Raw genomic sequence first — 22662 nt, 5'->3', positions numbered from 1 at the left:
ATTATATAAAAAAGCAAAAGCTAATATCAAAAAATGAGGCGTGGTTGCTTAAGGTGATGAGTCTTTCACAAAGCACAAATTAATCATGCTTTAGCTAACGACATGCGCTGCAGATGTTAATTCTATAGACTAGATTTAATATAACGTCATGAGGTCTCATCGTAGTGGTGAACCAATGACAAACGGCTGATTATGGCTAGATTAAGGAATGTACATGAGTGATTCATTATCTAACGACCACGAGCAATTGACAGTAGGCAGTGTTGCTGAAGCGTCTGCCCCAAATGTGACTCCTGAAGGCCTACCTTCTGATTATAGCTCTAAAGATATCCGTGTATTGCGTGGTTTAGAAGCGGTGCGCGTGCGTCCTGGTATGTATATCGGTGATACTGACGATGGCACAGGCTTGCATCACATGGTCTTTGAGGTAGTGGATAACTCTATCGATGAAGCGCTGGCTGGGCACTGTGATCAGATTGATATTATCATCCACGAAGATGAGTCGGTCAGTGTCATGGATAATGGTCGCGGTGTGCCTGTCGATATCCATCCAGAAGAAGGGGTGTCAGCGGCGCAGGTTATTATGACAGTGTTGCATGCTGGTGGTAAGTTCGATGATAACAGTTACAAGGTCTCAGGCGGTCTACATGGGGTCGGGGTTTCTGTTGTTAACGCTTTATCTAAAAAGCTTGAGATGAATATCTGGCGTGAAGGCTATCATTATCATCAGACTTACACTGATGGTGTTCCTGATGCTGATATTCAGCAAATGGAAGCAACGGATAAAACAGGCACGCAAATTCGTTTTTACCCAAGCAATGATGTTTTTACAGGCACTATCTTTGAGTATGATATTTTAGCTAAGCGCTTACGTGAGCTGTCTTTTTTAAACTCAGGTGTGCGCATTGTTTTAACTGATGAGCGTATTGATAAGCGTCATGAGTTTGAACACAAAGGTGGTCTGTCAGAATTTGTCAGCTATATCAATGCGGGTAAAGACGGCATCAATGAAGTGTTTCATTTTGTCAGTGAGCAAGATGATGGCATCGCTGTTGAAGTCGCACTACAGTGGACAGATACGTATAACGAAAAAGTATTGTGCTTTACCAATAATATCCCACAACGTGATGGTGGTACGCATTTATCTGGCTTTCGCTCAGCATTGACGCGTGGTCTAAATAGCTATATGGATCGTGAGAACTTATTCAAAAAAGAAAAAGTGGTTGCGACCGGTGATGATGCACGTGAAGGCTTGACCGCAATTGTATCGGTTAAAGTACCTGACCCTAAGTTCTCCAGTCAAACCAAAGACAAGTTGGTATCAAGCGAAGTGAAATCTGCTGTTGAATCAGCAATGCATGATAAGTTTAATGATTATCTGTTAGAAAACCCAACTGCTGGTAAGGCAATTGCTAATAAGATTATCGATGCAGCTCGTGCGCGTGATGCAGCTCGTAAGGCACGTGAGATGACGCGTCGTAAGACGACTTTGGATATCGCTGGTCTGCCAGGTAAGTTGGCAGATTGCCAAGAAAAAGATCCAGCATTATCAGAACTCTACATAGTGGAGGGTGACTCTGCGGGTGGTTCGGCGAAGCAAGGCCGTAGCCGTAAGACTCAAGCGATTTTGCCACTGAAAGGTAAAATTTTAAACGTCGAACGTGCACGTTTTGACAAGATGCTATCGTCTGCTGAGGTAGGTAACTTGATTACCGCGCTTGGTTGCGGTATTGGTCCTGATGAATATAACCCTGATAAAGTACGCTATCACAAAATTATCATCATGACCGATGCGGACGTTGATGGGTCACATATTCGTACGCTACTGTTGACCTTTTTCTTCCGTCAAACGCCAGAGCTGATCGAGCGTGGCTATATTTATATCGCACAGCCACCGCTTTATAAAGTCAAAAAAGGTCGCCAAGAGCTCTATCTAAAAGATGATGAAGCACTTAAAGCCTATCTATTATCGTCGACAATTGATAATACTAAGCTACATATCAGTGCAGATGCCCCTGCTATTACGGGTCAGGCGCTTGAGACGCTACTGAATGACTATAACCAAACGCAGCTGATCAAAGCCCGTTTGCAGATTCGTTTTCCAGCCGTCATTTTGGATGCTTTAACGCATACTCCAAAGCTTAGCACTGATATGACTTATGACAAGTCTGCTATGGAGGCATGGAAAGAGGCCATGCAAACTCAGTTGGATCACTTCGGTAGTGATTTGAGTCCTGAGATTGAGTTGGTTAACATTCATGCACCGCAACCAAAAAACATGGATGCTGCTGCTGCTGACTTATTGGGTATGAAGCCAGTAGTAGAAGCTGAAGAAGGCGAAGGGTTTGATAGTGATACTTTATCCACTAAAGCACAGTGGCTACCGCGCATAACCGTTTATGTGCACCAGTTAGCACATCATTACTTGCTTGATTCTAGCTTTATCAATTCAGGCGAATATAGCAAGCTGCTACGCTTATCTGCTGAATGGAATACCTTGCTTGAAGATGACGCGTTTATTCGTCGTGAAGCAAGTGCGGGCACGACGAAAGATATCCCGATACGTGATTTCGACTATCTCTGGCAACAGATGATGCTAGATGCGCGTCGTGGTCTGGCAATCCAGCGCTATAAAGGGCTAGGGGAGATGAACGCCGATCAGCTTTGGGATACGACGATGGATCCTGAAAACCGTCGTATGCTACGTGTCACTATTGAAGATGCCATCGCTGCTGATCATATGTTTACCTGTCTGATGGGTGATCATGTCGAGCCGCGCCGTATCTTTATTGAAGAAAACGCGTTAACGGTTTCTAATTTAGATATTTAACTTCTAATATTTAGTTTAAAGGTTGCGTTTTAATCTGTTATCAGTGAATATTTAAAGTCATCTTGTCAGCAAGGTGGCTTTTTTTTGTTTCATGTGAAACATAACAGGGAGAGTAACGATGTTAGACACCACACAAAAAAGAAGTCTGTCGCAACTGCCAAAGGCCACTTTGGTTGATTTTGTGTCTGACGTGTATGGAGTGGATAAGTTGCTAGACAAAAAGATTGAACGCCTGCTACTACAGTCAGACAAACCTAAACTTATCAAAAAACTCACTTCGAACTTAAAAGGGCTTAGAAGGCGGCGTAAGTTTCTGGATTACTGGGAATACAGCGATTTTGTGACTGAGCTACATTATTTGGCTGATGATGTGATGAGTCTCTACCCTGAGCGACCAAAAGCATGCTTGGATTTGCTTGAGCTGTTTATTGACTCAACCGACTCTAGCTTAGAACGCGTTGATGACTCATATGGTGAGATTGGCGATCTATATCGAAGCCTTACATCATCTTGGCTGAAGGTTGCTGCTACTTGTTATCAGCAAGAAAAGCAGATATTGCCGGTCGATGAACAAGATATATTAAGCCACGCTTGGTTAGAGAAAGTAAAAGCAATGGATGATGATAATGACTATGGCACCAAAGATAACTTACTAGCAGGTATTGGTCAGTTGTTTTCAGAGCCTGAAATACGTGGATTGATAAGTGACTATCAACAAGAATATGAGACAATACTTATAAAGGAAGCAGATCATAAAGAAGCGACTAAGGGCTTTAAGAAACGGGATTATGAAGTAGATTATACCATCAGTCAGGAAAAAAGTAGGATCGAGAGTGCGCTTGAAGAGGTAGCAAAAGCACTAGGCGATGTGGGATTGTTTGAGGTTATTTATCGTGAAATTCATCCTAAACGTCCGCTTCATCCACGATACTTAGTTGATTTGATAGAGTTTTTGATGGACGCTGAAGCCTATAATTTAGCTTTAGGCCACTTGACGGATGAGTGGCAAAGCGACGACTTACAATACAAGCTTAAGCGCTTGGAATTATTGAATCAAATATATGAACAACAAAACGATATTGAAGCACAATTAAAAGTATTAGGAGAGGCGTTTGAGTTACAACCTTCTGTGAGGCGTCTAAAAGCTGTTATGGCTATTGCTACTCCTGCTCAGCAAGCTTACTGGCGCAAAAAATCTTATGAGTTAGCAGCTCAACAAGACGAGGTAGTGACGGCAATATCGCTTTTGTTAGCGCTTGGCGAGGTTGATTTTGCTAACAAAATAGCCGTTAAACGTCATACTGAATTTACCGATTTGCATTACATAACACTGACCCAGCTGTTAAAGGAGTTGCCAGCCGAGACAGATTTACTCCAAGTGATTATTTATCGCAGTCTATTAGACGATATTTTAGATAATGCTCGCACCAAAGCCTATGGTCACGCTGCGCGATATTATAAAAAGCTATTTCAGTTAGATTTTTTAGTCAGTAAAATGAATAGAGGTTACAATGACCTTATTACGCCTCAAGCCTATACTAGAGCACTGATACAAAAGCATGGTAAAAAATACAGCTTTTGGGAGAGGGTTGAAAATTAATATTTAATTATAAATCAGAATAAAGGTTTCACGTGAAACAAACCACCATAAATACTCACCATATCAAATATAAAGTAGAGAACCAATGATTGAAGTAGTTTTACTCGCTATCGCTTTAGCCATGGACGCGTTCGCAGTTTCGATTGGACTGGGTGCTAAGTCGCAAAAACAGAGTAAGCAATATTTATGGCGTTTAGCGGTCTATGCTGCCTTATATTTTGGTATTGCGCAGGGTGTGATGCCACTCATTGGCTATTTGTTAGGCGCGGCACTCTTAGGTTGGTTGGCTGCTGCTGCGCCTTGGATAGGAGGTATTATACTTATCGGCCTTGGTGGTAAGATGCTCTATGAGGTTTTCGCTGACGACGAAGAAGATGCGGTAGACAGCGCCCTTCACCTAAAAGCCGATGATATTGATACGACTGGTGATACAGTTGCCGTTATAGATAGTGGAAACAGCGGTATCAATCATCGCACCATGTTTACGCTGGCAATTGCGACCAGTATTGATGCCATGGCGGCAGGCTTTACCCTTAATTTATTGGCGCTTAACGCGTGGTTGGCCTGTTTAATTATTGCGCTAGTAACCGCTGGATTTGGGTTGTTCGGTGTTTATTTAGGTTGGCGCTCAGGCACGTGGTTAGAAGATAAGGCGGAAGCGTTGGGCGGATTGGTGCTTATCGCAATTGGACTAAAAATTATGTTTTTCGCCTAAAAAACTACTTTGTCTCATCTTGTTTCTCAATAAAAAGCACCGCTCTAGAGTCCAGAGCGGTGCTTTTTTTGGTTTCACGTGAAACTTTTTATTTATATGACCAACGATTACTCATCATCAGTGTTGAAACGCCAGGCTAATACGCGAGTGTTTTTTTGCCCTTGGCTCATCTCAATGATGCGCATTTGAGCGACATCAAGTTGCTTTAACAATAACTGTAATGGTTTAACGTTTTCAGACTTGGAGACGAGAGTAGTAAACCAACCAACATGCTCAGCGAAGTTTTGACTCTCTTTTATCATGTTGGTCAAAAATGCAATCTCGCCGCCTTCACTCCATAGTTCTTTATGCTGACCACCGAAGTTTAGGTTTTGTGCAGCATTACCAGTCTTGGTTGAATGTCGGCTGACTTGCTCGTTTTTATTTTTACCGCGGTGCCTTTGTAGATTGTGCTGCTTACGGGTGTTGGCTTCCATCGCTTCTTCTAATGAAGCATGGAATGGAGGGTTGCAAACCACCACATCGAAGTAATCTTGACGACCGATAATACTAGCAAAAAACTGCTTAGGATTGGATTGCAGTTTGACTTTAACCGCGCCTTTTAGCTTTGGATTCGCGTCACAAATCAGCGCGGCGGTATTGACCGAAATAGGGTCGATATCACTGGCGGTAAAACGCCAACCGTAGCTTTGACTGCCAATAATTGGATAAATAGCACTGGCACCGGTACCAATATCGAGGGCGTGAATCTCTTTACCAGTCGGCGGGGTATTATCGGCATTTACATGGCTGGTTTGCGCGAGTAAATCAGCAATATAATGGATGTAATCTGCGCGACCTGGTATCGGCGGGCAGAGATAGCCTTCTGGAATATCCCAAAACTTCACGCCATAGTAATGCGCGAGCAACGCTTGATTGAGGACGCGTACCGCCTCACTATCAGAGAAGTTAATCGTCGGCTCACCTTTCGGGTTAGTGATGGTGTGCTTAGCCAATTCCGGCAGGGCACGGGTCAATAGCGCAAAGTCATAGCGCCCTTGGTGCGGATTGCGTGGGTGTAGCTTGCCGAGTTTTTTGGCGGTCTCAGGTGAGCGATTGCGATGAGTGTTAGCATTTACTCTACGGGCGTTTGATGTATTGGTGCTGGGCTTACTGGTCATAGTTTCGGACTGCGATGTTTGAATATAATCATCCAGTTTAGCAGATTTCACGCCCGTCTATCGGTTTATCCATGGCTACTGATTTGCCTATAGCAAATAAGAATCGCAATCTGCCTGTGTGCGTATATCTGTCCTTGCGTTATCGCATGGGGGTGTCTATATTGAAACTAAGCCAAATGAGCATAAAGCGGCTATTTTATAAGCGCAGCAGATGATGATAATACATTTAAAAGGATAAAAATATGACAACGGAAAGTAATAAATCCAGTACCGATAACCGCATCACCTATGAAACCGACGGCTATATCTGCCTAATCGGGCTCAATCGCGCTGATAAACGCAATGCCTTTGATAGCCATATGATTAAACAGCTATCCGAAGCACTGACGCGTTATGAAAATGACAATAACTTACGTTGTGCGCTCATATTTGCTTATGGTGAGCACTTTACCGCCGGACTTGATTTGATGGAGCTTCAAGATAAGTGGGATAAAGGCGCGTTTGAGTTTAATGATAACGAGATTGATCCATGGGGAATCGGTGGCAAATTACGCAGCAAACCTGTGGTCGTCGCGGTACAAGGAACCTGCTTTACCGCGGGGATTGAATTAATGCTAAATAGTGATGTGGTTATCGCAAGTGATAACTGCAACTTTGCACAAATGGAAGTCCAGCGCGGTATCATGCCGTTTGGCGGCGCAACGGTACGTTTCGTCGCAGCAGCAGGTTGGCAAAAAGCCATGCCGTATTTGCTCACTGGTAAAGCCTTTGGTGCACAAACTGCGGATAGTCTAAATCTGGTCAGTGAGGTAGTCGAAAGTGGCGAAGAATATAATCGAGCAATGACTATTGCTCAAGAGATATGTAAAGCGGCTCCGCTTGGCGTACAAGGATTGCTGTCCTCAGCACAAGATGCCAGTCGTAACGGTGCAAAAGCGGCGCTAGCAAATATCCATGGCTATTTACCGCCTTTATTTCATTCAGAAGATGCGAAAGAGGGAGCGATGGCGATGGTTGAGAGAAGGGAAGCTGAGTTTAAGGGACGTTAGTTATTCAAAGATTTTCCCCTTAGGAGAATAGTGGTGCAATACAACTTCGATGAAATAATTGATAGACGTAATACCGGTTCAGTTAAATGGCATTACTTTGATGACACGATTCCGCTATGGGTGGCGGATATGGACTTTAAGGCCGCACAGCCTATTTTAAACACGATTGAGCAAGTTACGCAGCATGGCATATTGGGTTATACCAAACCGACTGCGGCTTTGTATGATTCGATTATTCAGTGGCATAGCAGTCGTTATGGCTTGCTACTCGATAAGCAGAATATCTTGTTTTCGCCGGGCGTTGTGCCAAGCTTAGCACTGATGATGAACGTCTTTACTGAAGTAGGCGATGCGGTACTGGTTAATGACCCCATTTATACGCCTTTTATGACTAAGGTTGAGCAAAATGGTCACGCGCTTGTGACATCGCTATTGAAGGAAGTCGATGGTAAGTATTATTTAGATTTGGCTGATATCGAAGCTAAGATAATCGAGCATAAGGTTAAGCTGTATTTATTATGCAATCCGCACAATCCTGGCGGACGCGTGTGGACGACCGATGAGCTGGAGGCGCTGCTTGCGCTTTGCAAAAAGCATGATGTAGCGGTTGTTAGTGATGAGATTCATCAAGATTTAACCTTGAGTGGTCATACCTTTACGCCTTTTTTAAAATTGGCAGAAGCAGCAGGTTACGCGCATAACGTCGTTAGTCTAACCTCAATGACTAAGACCTTTAATATAGCGGGTATTAAAGGCTCGATGATATTTGCTAAAGATAATTCATTAATCAAAAAAATAAGTCAGCAGCAGCAGTTAAATGATGAATATGAGCTCAATTTATTTGCTTATGAAGTAATGCGTAGCGCTTATGAAGAGGGCGGAGAATGGCTGGAGCAGGCGCTTCATTATATCGAAGCCAATATTGACTTAGCCATTAGCTTTTTAGAGCAGTATCTGCCTGACATTAAGATTATGCGCCCAGAAGCCTCGTATTTAATTTGGCTCGATTGCTCGGCATATGCGCAAGATAATCAGGTGCTTTATGACAAACTGCGCGCGGCGAAAGTTGAGCTCAATGCAGGGATTAAATATGGCGCGGAGGGGCATCTAAAAATGCGCCTGAATGTTGCTTGTCCTGAGGCGCTATTGATAGAGGGATTAAATCGTGTTCATAGCGCTTTGAATAGCACTCCTTAAACAATAAGGACGGTTAACCAGTTACGAAAGTAAAAATGCCTAGTCAATGCTAAAACTATGCTGCGCAGACGTTTTATATTATCTGGCAGGATACCCAGTAATATCTTGGATGCTTTGATATAAAGGTTTTAGGCGCTCATACATTTTTAGATAAACTTCATTATAAAGGCGTTTGTAGAGTTGGACGTTGGCCTCAATAGGGATGAACTCATCGCCCAAATGGGTCATTGCCTCACTTGCAACCGCATGATCGGGATAGACGCCGATTCCGACTGCGCAGTTGATGGCAGCGCCCAAGCCTGAAGCCTCGTAAGTGTGCGGGCGATAAGCGGGCATACCAAAGATATCGGCAGTAAGCTGCATCGCTGAGTCACTTTGCGAGCCGCCGCCTGAGACCCGCAGGTGTTTGATGGTTTTGCCCGTGCGTTTTTCAATGGTATCAAAGCCAAGCTTAAGCTCGTAAGCCAGCCCTTCCAAGATAGCGCGGTAAACGTGCGCCCGTGTGTGCACATCGCCAAAACCAATGAGCGCGCCTTTACCTTCAAGCCCCGGATGACGGACGCCGGGTGACCAATACGGCTGCATCATCAGCCCCATACAACCGGCCGGAATATCTTTAACTGCCTGATCGAGGAGCTTTTCGGTATCGATGCCTTGCGTCTTTGCCAGCTGCTCTTCATAGTGAGCAAATTGCTCTTTAAACCAGCTGACCATCCAAAAGCCGCGATAAATCATATACTCGTGGTTGTAGTAGTTTGGCGCAGCAGCAGTGTAGGCGGGCATGTGCTTAAGGATTTCGACGTAATTGCTCGAGGTGGTGTTAATAGTCGCAGTAGTACCAAAGCTTAAACAGGCAGTATCTGCTGCCAGACCTGCCGAACCCAACGCTTCGCAAGCTTTATCGCTAGCGGCAGCAATCATCAGCGTGCCCTCTAAAATCCCTGTGGCTTTAGCTGCCTTTGCGCTGATATGGCCAAGTGGCTGACCTGGCGGCACTATCTTAGGCATTTGCTCAGGTCGACAGCTGAATAAACGCCATTTAAGATCTTTAGGTTTTAGCCATGTTTGCGCTTTATAGTCATAAGGCAGATAGCCTAGGGCATGACCAGTGGAATCGGCTAATTCGCCTGTGAGTTGATAGGTCAGGTAAGCAGATAGATTGACGTAATGGGCGGTCTTTGCCCACATCTCTGGCTCATGGTGTGCAAGCCAATTACAGCGGGCTTTTTGCTGCGCCTCTTGTGTCAGTTCGCCCATACCAATAATTTTGGTTAGTGGGCTCAGAAAACCAATATCGTTGGTTTCGCCGCGACGCAAATCCATCCAAACAATAGCAGGACGCAGCGGCTGCTTGTCTTTATCCAGGCATATCATGGTATAGCGCTGGGTGGCGAGACTGACGCCTGCGATTTGCTCAGGGCTTATAGCGCTGGTGTGCCACAGTTGCTGACAAGCCTCGCTTAGCTTTTGCCAATAATAATCGGCATGTTGCTCGGCAAAATTGGGCTGAGTAGAAAAATAGGGTTCAATAGGGACGCGTGCTTTGGCAATCTCAGTGCCAAACTGATCAAAGATAAGTGCTCTGACACTTTGCGTACCATTATCAATGGCTAAGAAATAAATAGGTGCATCAAAGTTAGTGGTCATAGTCGTCCTTAACTATGTAAAAATAGATAGATAGCTCAAAATAAAAACACACTATGATTATCGCTTGCTACTGGTGTAAATTTTACGCAGCCTTTGTCTGCGTAGGCACAACAAGCAAGGAAAAATTATACCAGTAGCAATTACTATTAATATAATAGAAAAGCGCTAAGCCGCAGGCAAATGGTAGTAGCGCTGCCACAAGTCCTGATAGCGAGCAACTTCTTGTTGCCATTTTTGCTCATTCCAGCCGAGCTCTTGCTGACATATTTGCTTTAGTCTTGTGCTGATAAGCGGCGTCATTGCGCCATGCGGTAGGATTAAACCCAAGCGTGTACGTCGCAGTAATAAATCATCTAAATGAATAACCTGCTCATGCCGCGCGGCAAAACGAATCTCTGCCCAAATGGTATTGCTGTCGGTGATATAAGCCAAATCTTCGTCATGCGCTAGCTCTAGGAGAGTATCAAGCTGTAAGCCGTAAAACCCTTGCAAGCGTTGTTGTAGAGCTTTTGGTAAAGCGGTGAATTTAGGATGGGTTGGTGTGGTATCGCTAAAGACGTGATCGCCATCTATGGTTTGATTTTGAATGACAGATTTATCGAGCGCGAGCACTTCTTGACACTTTTCAAGGACATCTAAAGCAATAAGGCGAAAGGTTGTTAATTTGCCGCCGCTGACGGTCACCAGATTATTATCGAGCCACACGCTATGGTCGCGTTTTTCTTTACTTGGGCTTACGCGCTTGCCATCGCCGCCTTCTGAAATCAGCGGTCGCACGCCTGCCCACGTACTGATGACATCTTCTCGATTAAGGTCGGCATCACTAAAAAGATCGTTAGTCGCAGTTAATAAATAATCGACCTCTTCGTTAGTAATACCAACTTCACTATCGTCCAAAGGCGGATGATCCAAGTCGGTAGTACCAAGGACGGTACGATTTTCCCACGGGAAGACAAATACCGCTCTTTTATCGACAGGATGCAAAAAGGTATAGGCTTGCTTAATTGGCAAACGCTCTTTGCTTACGACCAAGTGGCTACCGCGTGACGGACGGATTTGCTTATGAAAGCTTTGCTCAGTTTGCTTACTGGCCTGCATACGTAAGGTATCCGCCCAAGCGCCTGTGGCACTGACCACCACTTTGGCGTAAACATCGTAACTTTGAGCATTACTATGAGCATTGTCTTCAGAAGAGGTATCTTTGAGTGTTGCGCCTACCACCAATCCTTGCTCATTGGTAATCAACGATTCTGCTTTTAGGTAGTTAATCGCCTGCGCGCCGTCGTTAATTGCCTCATCAAGTACGCGCATCACCAGCCGCGAGTCGTCGGTCACCGCATCGCTAAATTGACTGGCTCCCAAAAACTTATCTTGCTTGATATGCGGATTTAGGCTTAAAAAAGCCTCTCTTTTAAAGTAGGTAAAATAACGCTTACCCGCAAGCCTATCGTAAACTCGTAGCAAGGTATTGAATATCCATGGCGGTGGAAACTTGCCTTTATAATGCGGCATAACATAGTGCATCTCATTCACAAGGCCACTTGCTTCACTGAGCATACGTTCACGCTCACGAACGCTAAGCAAGGTGGTCTTATAATCACCCGAGGCAATATAGCGCAATCCGCCATGTACCATTTTACTAGAGCGGCTGGACGTGCCCCAAGCAAAGTCTTTTTGCTCAATTAATAATACTGCCAAGCCGCGCCGTGCCGCTTCGCGCGCAATCCCAGCACCCGTAATGCCGCCACCAATAATCAGCATATCCCAAGGTTTCACTTGAGACGAGCAATGAGATAAAGGCGCTAGTGCTTGCTGACGTTGCTGATGTTGCTTAGTAGGGTTCATAAACGGTCTATCTCACATGACATTTAAAAGAATCAATGACATAAAATGCGTAAGTTAATTAATGGCGCTAAGGCCACTTTTTAATCCTCAATCTTTTAATCTTCGATTAAAACGCCCGGATTCATACGCTGTTCGGGGTCTAGGCTTTTGAGCATGTCATGAGTCACTTGAATGCCTAGCTTCCCTTTTTCAGCTGCTAGATAAGGCGCATGATCACGGCCAACGCCATGCTGATGCGATATCGTGGCTGTACCATTGGCCAAACTTAAACTGGCTGCCTGTTTGATTTTTTGCCAGCGTTTTAAGGTTGTGGCGTGGTCTTTAGCTGCGCGAAAGAAGTAGGTGGTATAAAGACTAGCGCCTTGCTTATAGACGTGTGAGATATGGGTAAAGGCCATAACGTTTTCGCCTTCATCTGACAAGGCGTTTCTCACCGCTTCTTGCATCTGCTGCATCTGCTCGTCGATGTTGTTCCAGTTTGTTGCCGTCTCAAAGGTATCGACCATGATGCCTTTGTCCCATAAAGTGCCACGCAAGTAAGGGAATTTAAAGCGTCCATGCGCCCACACGCTACCCATAATATCGGTGATTTTACCAGTGACACTACCATGCTGCTTCAACAGCTTATTAAACTGCGTTAGCGCCAATTTATTCTGCGCCTTATCGCCTGATACGCCGTAAGTGAGCATAACCTTATCTGAGCTCAGCCCGCGCGCTTTTAGATAAGTGCTAATGGCTAAAAACTGGCTCGGTGACGTGCCTAAATGTAGATGCGCATCAGTTTCGACAGCATTACTTAAACGTAGCATGGACAAGCGAACATTTTTTTGCACGGCTTGTCTAAGTACTTCTTTACCAGCTTCCCAATTGGGTAGGAAAGCCACTTTAAATAGTTCTTCCTCAGGCTGCGGCTGTACGCGCATTTTGACTTCGGTAAAAATACCAGCACGACCTTCGGTACCCATCAACATCTCGCGCAAATCAGGCCCTGCTGATGACGCCGGAATATCAGCGATATTAAGTACACCCTGCGGGGTGACCAACGTACCGCCCGCAAACATCTGCTCGATACGCCCGTAGCCCAATGACTGCTGACCACTAGAGCGCGCGGCAATCCAACCGCCAAGCGTTGATAGCTCCCAAGACTGCGGATAATGTCCTAAGCGGTAACCCTGTGCGTCCAATTGTGCTTCAACCGCTGGCCCTTGTGTACCCGCGCCAAAAGTAGCAATTTGGCTCTCAGTATCTAAATCGATAAGCTGATCCATCTTACTCATGGCAATGGTGAGTACCGGGCGTGAGCCCTTTTGCGGATTGATATGTCCAACAACTGAGGTGCCGCCGCCAAAAGGAATGACGATAAGGTCGTGATCGTGAGCCAGTTTCAATAAAGTCTCGACATCAGCGGTCGATTCGGGAAAAGCAACACCGTCAGGGAACACTTCAAAGTCGCCGCTGTGCATGGCTATCCAATCTGGGAAGCTTTGACCGCGTGCGTGTCTGAGTCTCACTTCTTTATCGATAGATACGGTTGCAAGCTTAGTCATCGCAGCAGGCAGGCGCGATTTTGGCACAGTTTTTAGTACCTGTTGTAAGCTGACAGAGGAGAGTTTTTTGGTTTTGCCGATATGTGATTTGATCAGCTTTGCGCCATGTGACGAGACTTTCTTATTGATACTGACATTGCCCCAGCCGTTCCAGCGTGTCTGCTCAATAGGGGTATTGCCGGACATGCTATTGGATGCATCGGTAAGGATGTTATCTTTTGCAGGGGTATCTAAAATGATGCTGTCAGCATCATTGATGGCTACTGCGGTAGAGGTGGAGTTTTTACTAAAAAGGGATTTTATTTTGCTCATAGGGACATACCTGTCAATTTATTATATAGTCAAACTTTATATAAATCGGACATGGGTCAGGCGCGCGCAGTCTACTATCCTGTAGTCATTTCACTCGTCTTCCCTGTATCCAAACTATCTTGAACCGACTATCACTTTTATTAGGGTGAGATTTAGGTCTGGTTTTCATAATCAGGAGCAATTTAACGATAGCTGAACGACTGATAATTAGCTTGAACCAACCCTGCTAAATCTATCGTGTTAAAGCCAAATTGCTTATTCTCTGAGCATAGCACAATATAAACGAAAAATTTATACAAACTCGTCATTTGTATAATAAAAATTCATACGGTAAGCATGATTGTTGCATTCTGATGAATTAACAAACTCTCGTTATGTCCTTTATTAACTCTTAAAATTGCTACCTTTCTCTTTTGACTCTTGTCTTTATAACATTCAAATAATCCTTAATATCAGTATTCGCTATCAATAAATATTCATAACCATCAATAACTCGCAAAAAACGTGAATAATTAACCATCTAATAGCCATTAATGGGCGCAAACTTGTTAAAATAGGGCACTAATTTTTCTTGATGGACATCGATTTATGACCACTGCCGCTGCCACTCCTGCATTACCTACTATCAAGCAAGACCGTATACTCATTCTCGATTTTGGCTCGCAGTACAGCCAGTTAATCGCTCGCCGTGTGCGCGATTCTGGCGTTTTCTGTGAGATGTTCCCTTACGACATCGACACTCAGCGTATCCATGATTTTGGTGCCAAAGGCGTCATCCTATCGGGTGGTCCTGAGAGCGTTCATGCAGAGAATAGCCCACGTATCAACGAGGCGGTATTTGAGCTTGGTGTACCAGTACTGGGCATTTGCTACGGTATGCAGGCAATGGCGGATCGTTTTGGCGGGCAGGTTCATGCCAGTGATATCCATGAGTTTGGCGCAGCGACGATTGAAGTTAATGGTCAGTCGCAGCTCACTGATGGTATTGAAGATAGCGTGACGGAAAACAACACCGCCAAGCTAGATGTGTGGATGAGTCATGGCGATAAGGTCATTGAAGCGCCACAAGGTTTCGATATTATCGCCAGTACGCCAAGCTGTCCGATTGCGATTATGGCCGATGATGCCAAACAGTACTATGGTCTACAGTTCCATCCTGAAGTGACGCACACTCTACAAGGTCAAGCGTTATTGGGTCGTTTCGTACATCAGATTTGCGACTGTGCGGGTGATTGGACGCCAGACAATATCGTCGATATGCGCGTGGCACAGTTAAAAGAGCAAATCGGTGACAAGCAAGTATTGCTCGGACTATCGGGCGGCGTGGACAGCTCAGTCGTTGCAGCACTATTGCACAAAGCCATTGGCGATCAGCTGACTTGTGTGTTTGTGGATAATGGTCTGCTACGTCTGCATGAAGGCGATCAGGTCATGCAAGTTTTTGCAGAAAACATGGGCGTAAAAGTCATCCGTGTTGATGCCGAAGATTTGTTCTTAGATGCGCTAGCAGGCGAGTCTGATCCAGAGAAAAAACGCAAAATCATTGGTAAAACCTTCATCGACGTGTTCGCTGATAGTGCGCGTCAAGTGAGCGAGCAGAGCGATGGTAAAGTTGTTGAGTTCTTAGCACAGGGTACGATTTACCCAGACGTGATCGAATCTGCTAAGTCACATCAAGGTAAAGCACACGTCATTAAGAGCCATCATAACGTTGGCGGTTTGCCAGATGACTTGGCGTTTGAATTGGTTGAGCCATTACGCGATCTATTTAAAGATGAAGTGCGTAAACTTGGTATCACGCTTGGCTTACCTGCCAAAATGATCTATCGTCATCCATTCCCAGGTCCAGGTTTGGGCGTGCGAATCCTTGGCGAAGTGAAAAAAGAATACGCCGATGTCTTGCGCCTCGCTGACGCTATCTTTATGCAGGAGCTTGAGCGTTCAGGCTGGTATGACAAGACCGCGCAAGCCTTTGCCGTATTCCAACCAATCAAATCGGTCGGCGTGGTCGGTGATGGCCGCCGCTATGCGTGGGTCATCGCGCTACGTGCCGTTGAAACTGTAGACTTTATGACCGCGCGCTTTGCCCATCTACCGTATGATTTGATCGAGACAGTATCGAATCGCATCATGAATGAAATCGCGGAAGTATCTCGCGTGACGTATGATGTGTCGAGTAAGCCGCCGGCGACGATTGAGTGGGAATAATTATTCATATGCTATGATTGTAATATCAACGCAAAGGAGTGATGGACTATGAAACTGGTTCATGTGGGACAAAACGAGTGGATGTTTGAAGATGACGTTAGCGATAAGTCGGCTGACAATAGATCAAATGCGCTTGGCGCTGGTAGAGCGCTTAATCTTAAAATAAAAGCCTTTGTAGATGCCGAGGTAAAAAGAGGTCGTGATATCAACGATATTATGAATGAAGTCATGACCAAATTTCAGCATGAAATTGTGCAAGACTTTGATGAGCAGCCGCCAACCTCATTCCAAGTGATACAGATGACGCTGGAGAAAGAAGGTTATGAAGTGGCTCGTGATATTGCTCAGTTTTTAGTATTAGAGAATATGAATGACCCTGATGCTTACTTTAACTTAGCATTTTTGTGTGAGCAGCATGATGACAGCTTTTTAGCACTATTGAGTAGCCGCGAATGTATGCGCCTATACTTAGAGTATTTCCCCAAAAACTTTAATTGGCAAAAAAGTAAGCTGCCATGGGGCATCATGGAGAACCGTCCCTTTTTGCGAGCGCTGTTTCAGCTGGCAAATGTCTATGCTGACAATATGAGCTTTGATGAAGCCTGCGAGCAGGGAGAAAGGCTGCTACAAGTTTGCCCTAATGACAACCTAGGTATGCGTGAAGCGCTGATAGAATGGTACATGTTTACCGAAGAGTATCAGAAAATAATTCGAATTTGCGACAACTATCCAGAGGATATGCTTGCAAATATCGCTTTCGGTAAGGTGCTGGCTTACTGTTATCAAGATAAATTAGATAAGGCTGAAAAAGAGTGGGATATCGCAAAAGATAACTTGCCTGAAGTGGCGCATGAAATTCTTAAAAAGCGTCATCCTAGACCACGCGGTATGGGTATCAATAGTTATGGTATCGAAATTGGTGGTAAAGAGCAGGCTTATCTCTACTGGCAAGATATGGGCGATTGGTGGGAAGAAAATACTACCGCTCAAACCCTGATTGAGAAAAAACGTGCTGAGAAAAAGAAGAAAAAATAATTTGATTTAGCGGCACTTCTCTTTAGTTAAAACACTCAACTTAGTTGGGTGTTTTTTGTTTTAAACATAAAAGTTTTACTCGATAAGTTTTGCTTCGATAGCAGCAACTTTGTTTATTAACTGATTATTAAATTCTGAATGGTCTAAAGAGTAGTGAGCTTTTCGATGACAGGTAGGACATAACGCAATAACGTTTTGAGTTAAGTCCGCACCACCATCTGCCAATCTAGTTAGATGATGAACTTCCAGATAAGGTCCAGATTTAGTTTCAAATGGCACTGTCTCATTACATCCCTCGCATAAACCATTAGCTCTTTTTTTAGCATACAGCTTAATTGCTGTACTACGGTTTTGAATAGACTGAATTTTTTCTTGAGTGCTTGCGTGGGTTGGTGTTGAACTTAAGGCAATTTCTCGTAATTGCTGTAATGATTTACCTTTACTAGGCTTAATGATATAAACGGCTTTAGGGGCTTTAACTACTTTAGATGGCAGGGTTTGAGTTGTATCAATATTTTTAGTATTAACCATATCTAGATGAAAAATGATAGCGACACGAAGCTCGCCATTTCTATCTGGCCGTTCTTCAATATGATGAAAAACGTAATTACAATACCCTAAAAACCGTACAAAGCCTCGTGATGTTGATTCGAAAAGTAGAATTTCTTTATTGTTTTTTTGATGATCATGAATTGCCAAATTACCTTTGGTCATTTTCATGTCACCTTCTTGGCCTTCACCCGTATATTTAAAGGTGCCGTTAGGGTCAAAATCATCAATATAGCCATATTCGCCGCCAGCATCGCCGGTAAAAATAAATATATAGGGATGCTCGGCAGGCGTTGCTATGCCACCATATTGTTGCCCTTTATATATACCGTGTATATCAGAACGACGGTTATAGATTTTTCCTATTTTAAACACTATGGCTTCCCTATTTTTTTATTAAGATAATAGAGTTTACTATAGTTGATAACAGTTGTTCTGTTTCTTGCCTTTAATTGTAAGTTTTGGAGTTTATAAAAGCCTATGATGTGAATCTAAAAAGATAGCGGTGCTCTCCAAAGTAAAGAGCACCGTTACGGCTTGCAAAGTTTAGCTGTTAAAAACCTAAATCCTACCCCCGCACATTCACTACATAACGCCCAACCACCTTACTCGAAATAAAGCGATCTAAGTATTCAGGCGTTTGCTCAAGGGTGATCTCTTCACCATAGTTCTCTAGATTAGGCAGCTTCATATCGGTGGCGACACGTTGCCAAATAGCTTCTTTATCAGCTAGCGGGATATAAACCGAGTCGACACCCAATAATGACACTGCTCTGGTGATAAATGGCATAACCGTCATCGAAAACTCCGCACCGCCCGCTAGGCCGCAACTGGTCACTGCGCCGCCCGCTTTGGTTTGCTTGAGCAAATTAGCTAGATAATCGCCACCGAGCGTATCAATGGCATTGGCCCACAGCTCACGGCCGATAGGTTTGCTACCGATTTCATTGATCGTATCGCGATGACGGACTTCACTCGCGCCCAGCTCTTTTAGATAATCGCTTTGTTCTGGCTTACCTGAGAAAGCGATAACCTCGTAGCCCAATTGACTTAATATCGCGATACTGATACTACCGACGCCGCCCGTAGCGCCCGTGACCGCGACTGGGCCATCACTGGGTTTTGCGCCCATTTTCTCAAGCTTTTGCACGCTTAAGGCTGCGGTTAGGCCGCCAGTACCATAAATCATGGCTTCTTTTAGCGTTAAAGAAGACGGACATTCGACCGCCCAATCAGCAGGGATAGATATCATCTGACTGAGACCGCCATCGGTATCCATGCCCAAATCATAACCAAAGACCACGACTTCTTGGCCCTCGGAAAATGTGCCAGACTTGTCGCTTACCACCACGCCTGCGGCATCAATACCAGGGGTGTGCGGGTAGTTTTTGGTGATTCTTTTATTGCCCGAGGCTGACATCGCATCTTTAAAATTTAACGATGAGTAATGCACTTCGATTAATAAATCATTTTTAGGCAAGTCACTGACGTTACGCGTTTGGATGCTTTTATCGAACGTACCGTCGCTGGTTTCTTCGACGACTAAGGCTTTAAAGGTTTTGTTATTAGACATTGTCTGAATCCTCTTGTATTGCTCTTTTATTTGAGTGGATTTATAACGAACGATATTAAGGTTTTAACAATACTTTGCCTTTTTTGCCAGATTGCACCTTACCAGATACTGCTTCTTTAATATTATCCAGTGTATAAATGCCGCCTGTTGGTAGCTTTAATTTACCACTGGCAGCGCGCTCGATAAGCTCTTTTATCAAACGGCTTTTATTATCCGAATCCATCTTTTGCATCATCGCACCGCCCCAAAATCCTTTGAGTGTCGCTTGCTTAAAGATGAGATGAGTCGGATTGAGCGCGAGTGGCTGACCAGACATCGCACCCACCGCTGCCATGATACCGCCATGACCGAGTAAGCTTAGTAAGTCGCCACCAGATTGACCGCCGACAGAGTCGACTGCGCCGCTGATTTTCGCATCACCGATAATGTGACGGACTTGATCTTTCCAGTCGTCATCATCGCTCACGACATTGTTTTCGGTGATACCAATTTCGGTCAGCTCGTTTGCTGACTCTTTACTACGCACGACATTGATGGTATGGATGCCGCGCTCAGCAGCCAACATCGCAAGCGATTCACCGACTGCGCCATTGGCGGCGTTTTGGATGACCCATTGACCTTTTTCTAGTTCTAAAAACTCAATGAGCATCAAGGCGCTCATCGGCATGGCGATAAGCTGCGCGGCCATTTCATCATCGATGGCATCCGGTATCGGGATGACGCTGCTAGCAGGGGCGGTGAAGTACTCGGCCCACGTGCCTTCGACACCGGTGACCACCACACGCTGACCCGCTTCCATACCTTTGACGCCAGCGCCGATAGCATCAATAGTACCCACGGCTTCGCTGCCAGCGAGTGCGGGCAGTTTTGGCTTGGTGCCATATTGGCCTTGGATAGTGATGAGGTCGTGGTTATGGATAGAAGATAGAATGGTTTTGATACGGACTTCGTTGTCCTTTGGCTCTGGCATCGGGCTGTCAGTGATGGTTAGTACCTCTGAAGGTTTGCCAAATTCGTTATAGGTTACGCTGCGCATATTGATATCCTTTTTTATTGTTAGATAAATATCGTTAATTGTTCATTTTGAAACGATGATGATTAATCACTCATCAACCTTAACAAGTAGGGCTTGATACCCGCAACCTGACTTTGGTAAATGAACGTTGCCCGCTGTTTAGAACGGTAAAATGTTATAAAAAGGTGTAAGCTGAAGAAGGTGCAGAGTTATAATCGCAAAATAAGCCATAAAAAATGGCAGCGTTCTTATTAGAAAGAACGCTGCCATTATCTCAATAAAAGGAAGAATAAAACGAAAGCTAGCTAAATGATAAATGAATAATAATTTAAGGTTTTAGCAATACCTTGCCTTTTTTGCCTGACTGCAATTTGCCATCGACAGCTTTGGTGATATCAGCTAAGTCAAACACAGCTTCGACAGGCAAATGCAATTTATCACTGGTTGCCCGTTCGATAAGCTCATCGATTAAGCGCTGTTTATTTTCGACACTCATCTCTTGGCTGATTTTACTGCCCCAAAATCCTTTTACGATAGCTTGTTTAAAGATTAGATGCGTCGGATTAAGCACCATTGGCCGACCTGACATGATGCCAAAAGATGCCAAAGTGCCACCATGACCGAGCAGCGATAATAAGTCACCGCTTGCTTCTCCGCCGACAGAGTCGACCGCTGCGCTGATGCTATCATCACCGATGATTTGTCGGACTTGCTCTTTCCAATCGTCATCTTCGATATTGATGTTATTTTTGATACCAAGGGTGTCTAACTCTTTAATCGCATCGCTACTGCGTACCAGATTAATGGTATTAACGCCGCGCGCGGCAGCCAACATCGCAAGCGATTTACCAACGGCACCATTCGCGGCATTATGAATAATCCATTGACCGCTTTCTACTTCTAAGAATTCTAATAGCATTAACGCACTGAGCGGCATGGCAATCAGCTGCGCAGCCATTTCATTTTTTAAGCTATCAGGGACAGCAAATACCATATCGGCGGATGCGACAAAGTACTCTGCCCACGTTGCTTGCACACTGGCAGCAGCCACACGTTGACCGACTTTTAAGTCTTTAACGTTACTACCAACGGCGTCAATAATACCGAGCGCTTCACTACCGCCAATGGCTGGCATTTCAGGTTTAAAGCCATACTGACCACGAATGGTAAGTAGGTCGTGGTTATGAATGGAGGCGAGAATGGTTTTGACACGCACTTCATTGGCCTTGGGCTCTGGGATAGGGCGGTCACCGAGGCTTAACACTTCAGTTGGTTTACCAAATTCGTTATAAGTTGCACTACGCATAACAGGTCCTTTATTTATTGTTTATAAGTATTTTTAGATTAGTAACAGTTTGAAGGTTTAAACCTCAACCACCACCTTACCTACGGTACGATTGGTCTCGACTTGACGGTGTGCTTGTGCTAAATCGGTAAAGGCAAAGGTTTTGAATACGTGTGGTTTTAGTGTCCCTTTTTCCAGCATCTCTTTTAGCGTCTGCATATCATCGCCGTTTGAGGTCACGTTAAAAAACGCAATATCGATATCATGCTGCTTAGCATAGCTTTTTGCTTTATCGGAGAACTGCGGCGTCGGTAAAGAGATGATCGATTTACCATCCTTGGTGACTTGTAATGACTTCTCAAGCACGTCACCGCCAATAGCATCTAATACAAAATCTAGATCCGAGACCAGCTCTTCAAAATCCTGAGTTTCGTAATCGATATGCTCATCCGCACCTAACGATAATACAAAGTCTTTATTATCAGCAGAAGAGGTTGAGATAACGTAAGCGCCAATATCCTTGGCAATCTGTATCGCAAAGTGGCCAACCCCGCCAGAACCAGCATGAATGAGGACTTTATCACCCGCCTTTATCCTTGGGCTTAATACTTGTAGTGCAGTCAAAGCGGCGAGTGTGGTAGCGGCCGCTTCTGCAAAGGAAGTGCCATTAGGTATCTTGACTAAATGCTCAGCTGGCGCGTCAACATATTCGGCATAAGCATTGCCGTGACCAGGGAAATTGACGAGTCCGAAGACCTTGTCACCCACTTTAAAATTGGTAACGTCGTCTCCTATAGCAGTGACTACGCCTGCGATATCCCAACCTAAAATCAGCGGTCTGTCAGTGCCATAGACTTGATCGAGGAGCTTGGGCATCTCGCGTATTTTTACGTCGACGGGATTGATACTAATAGCTTTGACTTCAATCAATAGCTCATTGGCTTTTGGCTTCGGCTTATCAACATCGCTCAAAATTAGGTTTTCAATACCGCCTGCTTTATGGAGAAGGTAGGCTTGCATAAGATGTTCCTTTATTATCATTATAAGTAATAAAAATAAGTAGCAATTACCTTAGCAAGTTGTCCTGAGGACTAA

16 protein-coding genes are annotated in these 22662 nt (G+C 44.6%); 7 read left to right on the top strand and 9 right to left on the bottom strand.

What is annotated here, in order from left to right:
- Positions 1-214 precede the first annotated feature (214 nt).
- From gyrB to QL919_RS03465, 3 genes are all read left to right on the top strand, one after another.
- Positions 215-2830, top strand: a complete 2616-nt coding sequence (gyrB, locus tag QL919_RS03475) for a DNA topoisomerase (ATP-hydrolyzing) subunit B (RefSeq protein WP_290188202.1) — start codon at positions 215-217, stop codon at positions 2828-2830.
- A 118-nt stretch (positions 2831-2948) separates the two neighbouring features.
- Positions 2949-4430 carry a DUF6880 family protein gene (locus QL919_RS03470; protein ID WP_290188201.1) on the top strand — a complete coding sequence of 494 codons (1482 nt, stop codon included), beginning with the start codon at positions 2949-2951 and terminating at the stop codon, positions 4428-4430.
- 85 nt (positions 4431-4515) lie between these two features.
- Positions 4516-5145, top strand: coding sequence for a manganese efflux pump (locus QL919_RS03465; protein ID WP_290188200.1), 630 nt, complete (start codon positions 4516-4518; stop codon positions 5143-5145).
- 107 nt (positions 5146-5252) lie between these two features.
- Here the strand turns inward: QL919_RS03465 and rlmF are convergent, their stop codons facing one another.
- On the bottom strand, positions 5253-6305 hold the full coding sequence (rlmF, locus tag QL919_RS03460) for a 23S rRNA (adenine(1618)-N(6))-methyltransferase RlmF (RefSeq protein WP_290188199.1): 1053 nt from the start codon (positions 6303-6305) through the stop codon (positions 5253-5255).
- A gap of 242 nt (positions 6306-6547) precedes the next feature.
- On the opposite strand from rlmF, the gene QL919_RS03455 reads away from it, so the two are divergent.
- On the top strand, positions 6548-7354 hold the full coding sequence (locus tag QL919_RS03455; protein ID WP_290188198.1) for a crotonase/enoyl-CoA hydratase family protein: 807 nt from the start codon (positions 6548-6550) through the stop codon (positions 7352-7354).
- A 33-nt stretch (positions 7355-7387) separates the two neighbouring features.
- Positions 7388-8551 (top strand): MalY/PatB family protein, encoded by a 1164-nt coding sequence (locus tag QL919_RS03450; protein ID WP_290188197.1) that lies wholly within the window; start codon positions 7388-7390, stop codon positions 8549-8551.
- 78 nt (positions 8552-8629) lie between these two features.
- Here the strand turns inward: QL919_RS03450 and QL919_RS03445 are convergent, their stop codons facing one another.
- The 3 genes from QL919_RS03445 to QL919_RS03435 form a co-directional block, all read right to left on the bottom strand.
- Positions 8630-10198, bottom strand: a complete 1569-nt coding sequence (locus QL919_RS03445; RefSeq protein ID WP_290188196.1) for an FGGY-family carbohydrate kinase — start codon at positions 10196-10198, stop codon at positions 8630-8632.
- 165 nt (positions 10199-10363) lie between these two features.
- Positions 10364-12043 carry a glycerol-3-phosphate dehydrogenase/oxidase gene (locus QL919_RS03440; protein WP_290188195.1) on the bottom strand — a complete coding sequence of 560 codons (1680 nt, stop codon included), beginning with the start codon at positions 12041-12043 and terminating at the stop codon, positions 10364-10366.
- Between the two features lie 95 nt (positions 12044-12138).
- Positions 12139-13902, bottom strand: coding sequence for an FAD-binding oxidoreductase (locus tag QL919_RS03435; RefSeq protein WP_290188194.1), 1764 nt, complete (start codon positions 13900-13902; stop codon positions 12139-12141).
- A 588-nt stretch (positions 13903-14490) separates the two neighbouring features.
- Here QL919_RS03435 and guaA point away from each other — a divergent pair.
- Positions 14491-16110 (top strand): glutamine-hydrolyzing GMP synthase, encoded by a 1620-nt coding sequence (gene guaA, locus QL919_RS03430; protein WP_290188193.1) that lies wholly within the window; start codon positions 14491-14493, stop codon positions 16108-16110.
- Positions 16111-16158: 48 nt separating this feature from the next.
- On the top strand, positions 16159-17145 hold the full coding sequence (locus QL919_RS03425; RefSeq protein ID WP_102076599.1) for a hypothetical protein: 987 nt from the start codon (positions 16159-16161) through the stop codon (positions 17143-17145).
- A 75-nt stretch (positions 17146-17220) separates the two neighbouring features.
- Here QL919_RS03425 and QL919_RS03420 read toward each other — a convergent pair whose 3' ends face one another.
- From QL919_RS03420 to QL919_RS03400, 5 genes are all read right to left on the bottom strand, one after another.
- Positions 17221-18069 (bottom strand): HNH endonuclease signature motif containing protein, encoded by an 849-nt coding sequence (locus QL919_RS03420; protein WP_290188192.1) that lies wholly within the window; start codon positions 18067-18069, stop codon positions 17221-17223.
- Positions 18070-18262: 193 nt separating this feature from the next.
- Positions 18263-19267: a YhdH/YhfP family quinone oxidoreductase gene (locus tag QL919_RS03415; RefSeq protein WP_290188191.1), complete on the bottom strand. Its 1005-nt coding sequence runs from the start codon at positions 19265-19267 to the stop codon at positions 18263-18265.
- A 55-nt stretch (positions 19268-19322) separates the two neighbouring features.
- Positions 19323-20303, bottom strand: a complete 981-nt coding sequence (locus QL919_RS03410; protein WP_290188190.1) for a zinc-binding dehydrogenase — start codon at positions 20301-20303, stop codon at positions 19323-19325.
- A gap of 307 nt (positions 20304-20610) precedes the next feature.
- A complete protein-coding gene (locus QL919_RS03405) occupies positions 20611-21588 on the bottom strand; it encodes a zinc-binding dehydrogenase (RefSeq protein ID WP_290188189.1) in 978 nt (325 codons plus the stop codon).
- Between the two features lie 57 nt (positions 21589-21645).
- The gene (locus QL919_RS03400) at positions 21646-22587 is read right to left on the bottom strand and encodes an NADP-dependent oxidoreductase (protein WP_201608583.1); all 942 of its coding nucleotides are present in this window, start codon (positions 22585-22587) and stop codon (positions 21646-21648) included.
- Positions 22588-22662: the final 75 nt, after the last annotated feature.

Origin of the sequence: Psychrobacter sp. APC 3426, assembly GCF_030408035.1 — a bacterium.
Lineage (GTDB): Bacteria > Pseudomonadota > Gammaproteobacteria > Pseudomonadales > Moraxellaceae > Psychrobacter.
This window is presented reverse-complemented; position numbering and strand designations above follow the sequence as displayed.

Coding starts and splice junctions, on each gene's coding strand:
- gyrB (WP_290188202.1), top strand. CDS start 215: ATGAGTGATTCATTATCTAACGACCACGAGCAATTGACAGTAGGCAGT.
- QL919_RS03470 (WP_290188201.1), top strand. CDS start 2,949: ATGTTAGACACCACACAAAAAAGAAGTCTGTCGCAACTGCCAAAGGCC.
- QL919_RS03465 (WP_290188200.1), top strand. CDS start 4,516: ATGATTGAAGTAGTTTTACTCGCTATCGCTTTAGCCATGGACGCGTTC.
- rlmF (WP_290188199.1), bottom strand. CDS start 6,305: ATGACCAGTAAGCCCAGCACCAATACATCAAACGCCCGTAGAGTAAAT.
- QL919_RS03455 (WP_290188198.1), top strand. CDS start 6,548: ATGACAACGGAAAGTAATAAATCCAGTACCGATAACCGCATCACCTAT.
- QL919_RS03445 (WP_290188196.1), bottom strand. CDS start 10,198: ATGACCACTAACTTTGATGCACCTATTTATTTCTTAGCCATTGATAAT.
- QL919_RS03440 (WP_290188195.1), bottom strand. CDS start 12,043: ATGAACCCTACTAAGCAACATCAGCAACGTCAGCAAGCACTAGCGCCT.
- QL919_RS03435 (WP_290188194.1), bottom strand. CDS start 13,902: ATGAGCAAAATAAAATCCCTTTTTAGTAAAAACTCCACCTCTACCGCA.
- guaA (WP_290188193.1), top strand. CDS start 14,491: ATGACCACTGCCGCTGCCACTCCTGCATTACCTACTATCAAGCAAGAC.
- QL919_RS03425 (WP_102076599.1), top strand. CDS start 16,159: ATGAAACTGGTTCATGTGGGACAAAACGAGTGGATGTTTGAAGATGAC.
- QL919_RS03415 (WP_290188191.1), bottom strand. CDS start 19,267: ATGTCTAATAACAAAACCTTTAAAGCCTTAGTCGTCGAAGAAACCAGC.
- QL919_RS03410 (WP_290188190.1), bottom strand. CDS start 20,303: ATGCGCAGCGTAACCTATAACGAATTTGGCAAACCTTCAGAGGTACTA.
- QL919_RS03405 (WP_290188189.1), bottom strand. CDS start 21,588: ATGCGTAGTGCAACTTATAACGAATTTGGTAAACCAACTGAAGTGTTA.
- QL919_RS03400 (WP_201608583.1), bottom strand. CDS start 22,587: ATGCAAGCCTACCTTCTCCATAAAGCAGGCGGTATTGAAAACCTAATT.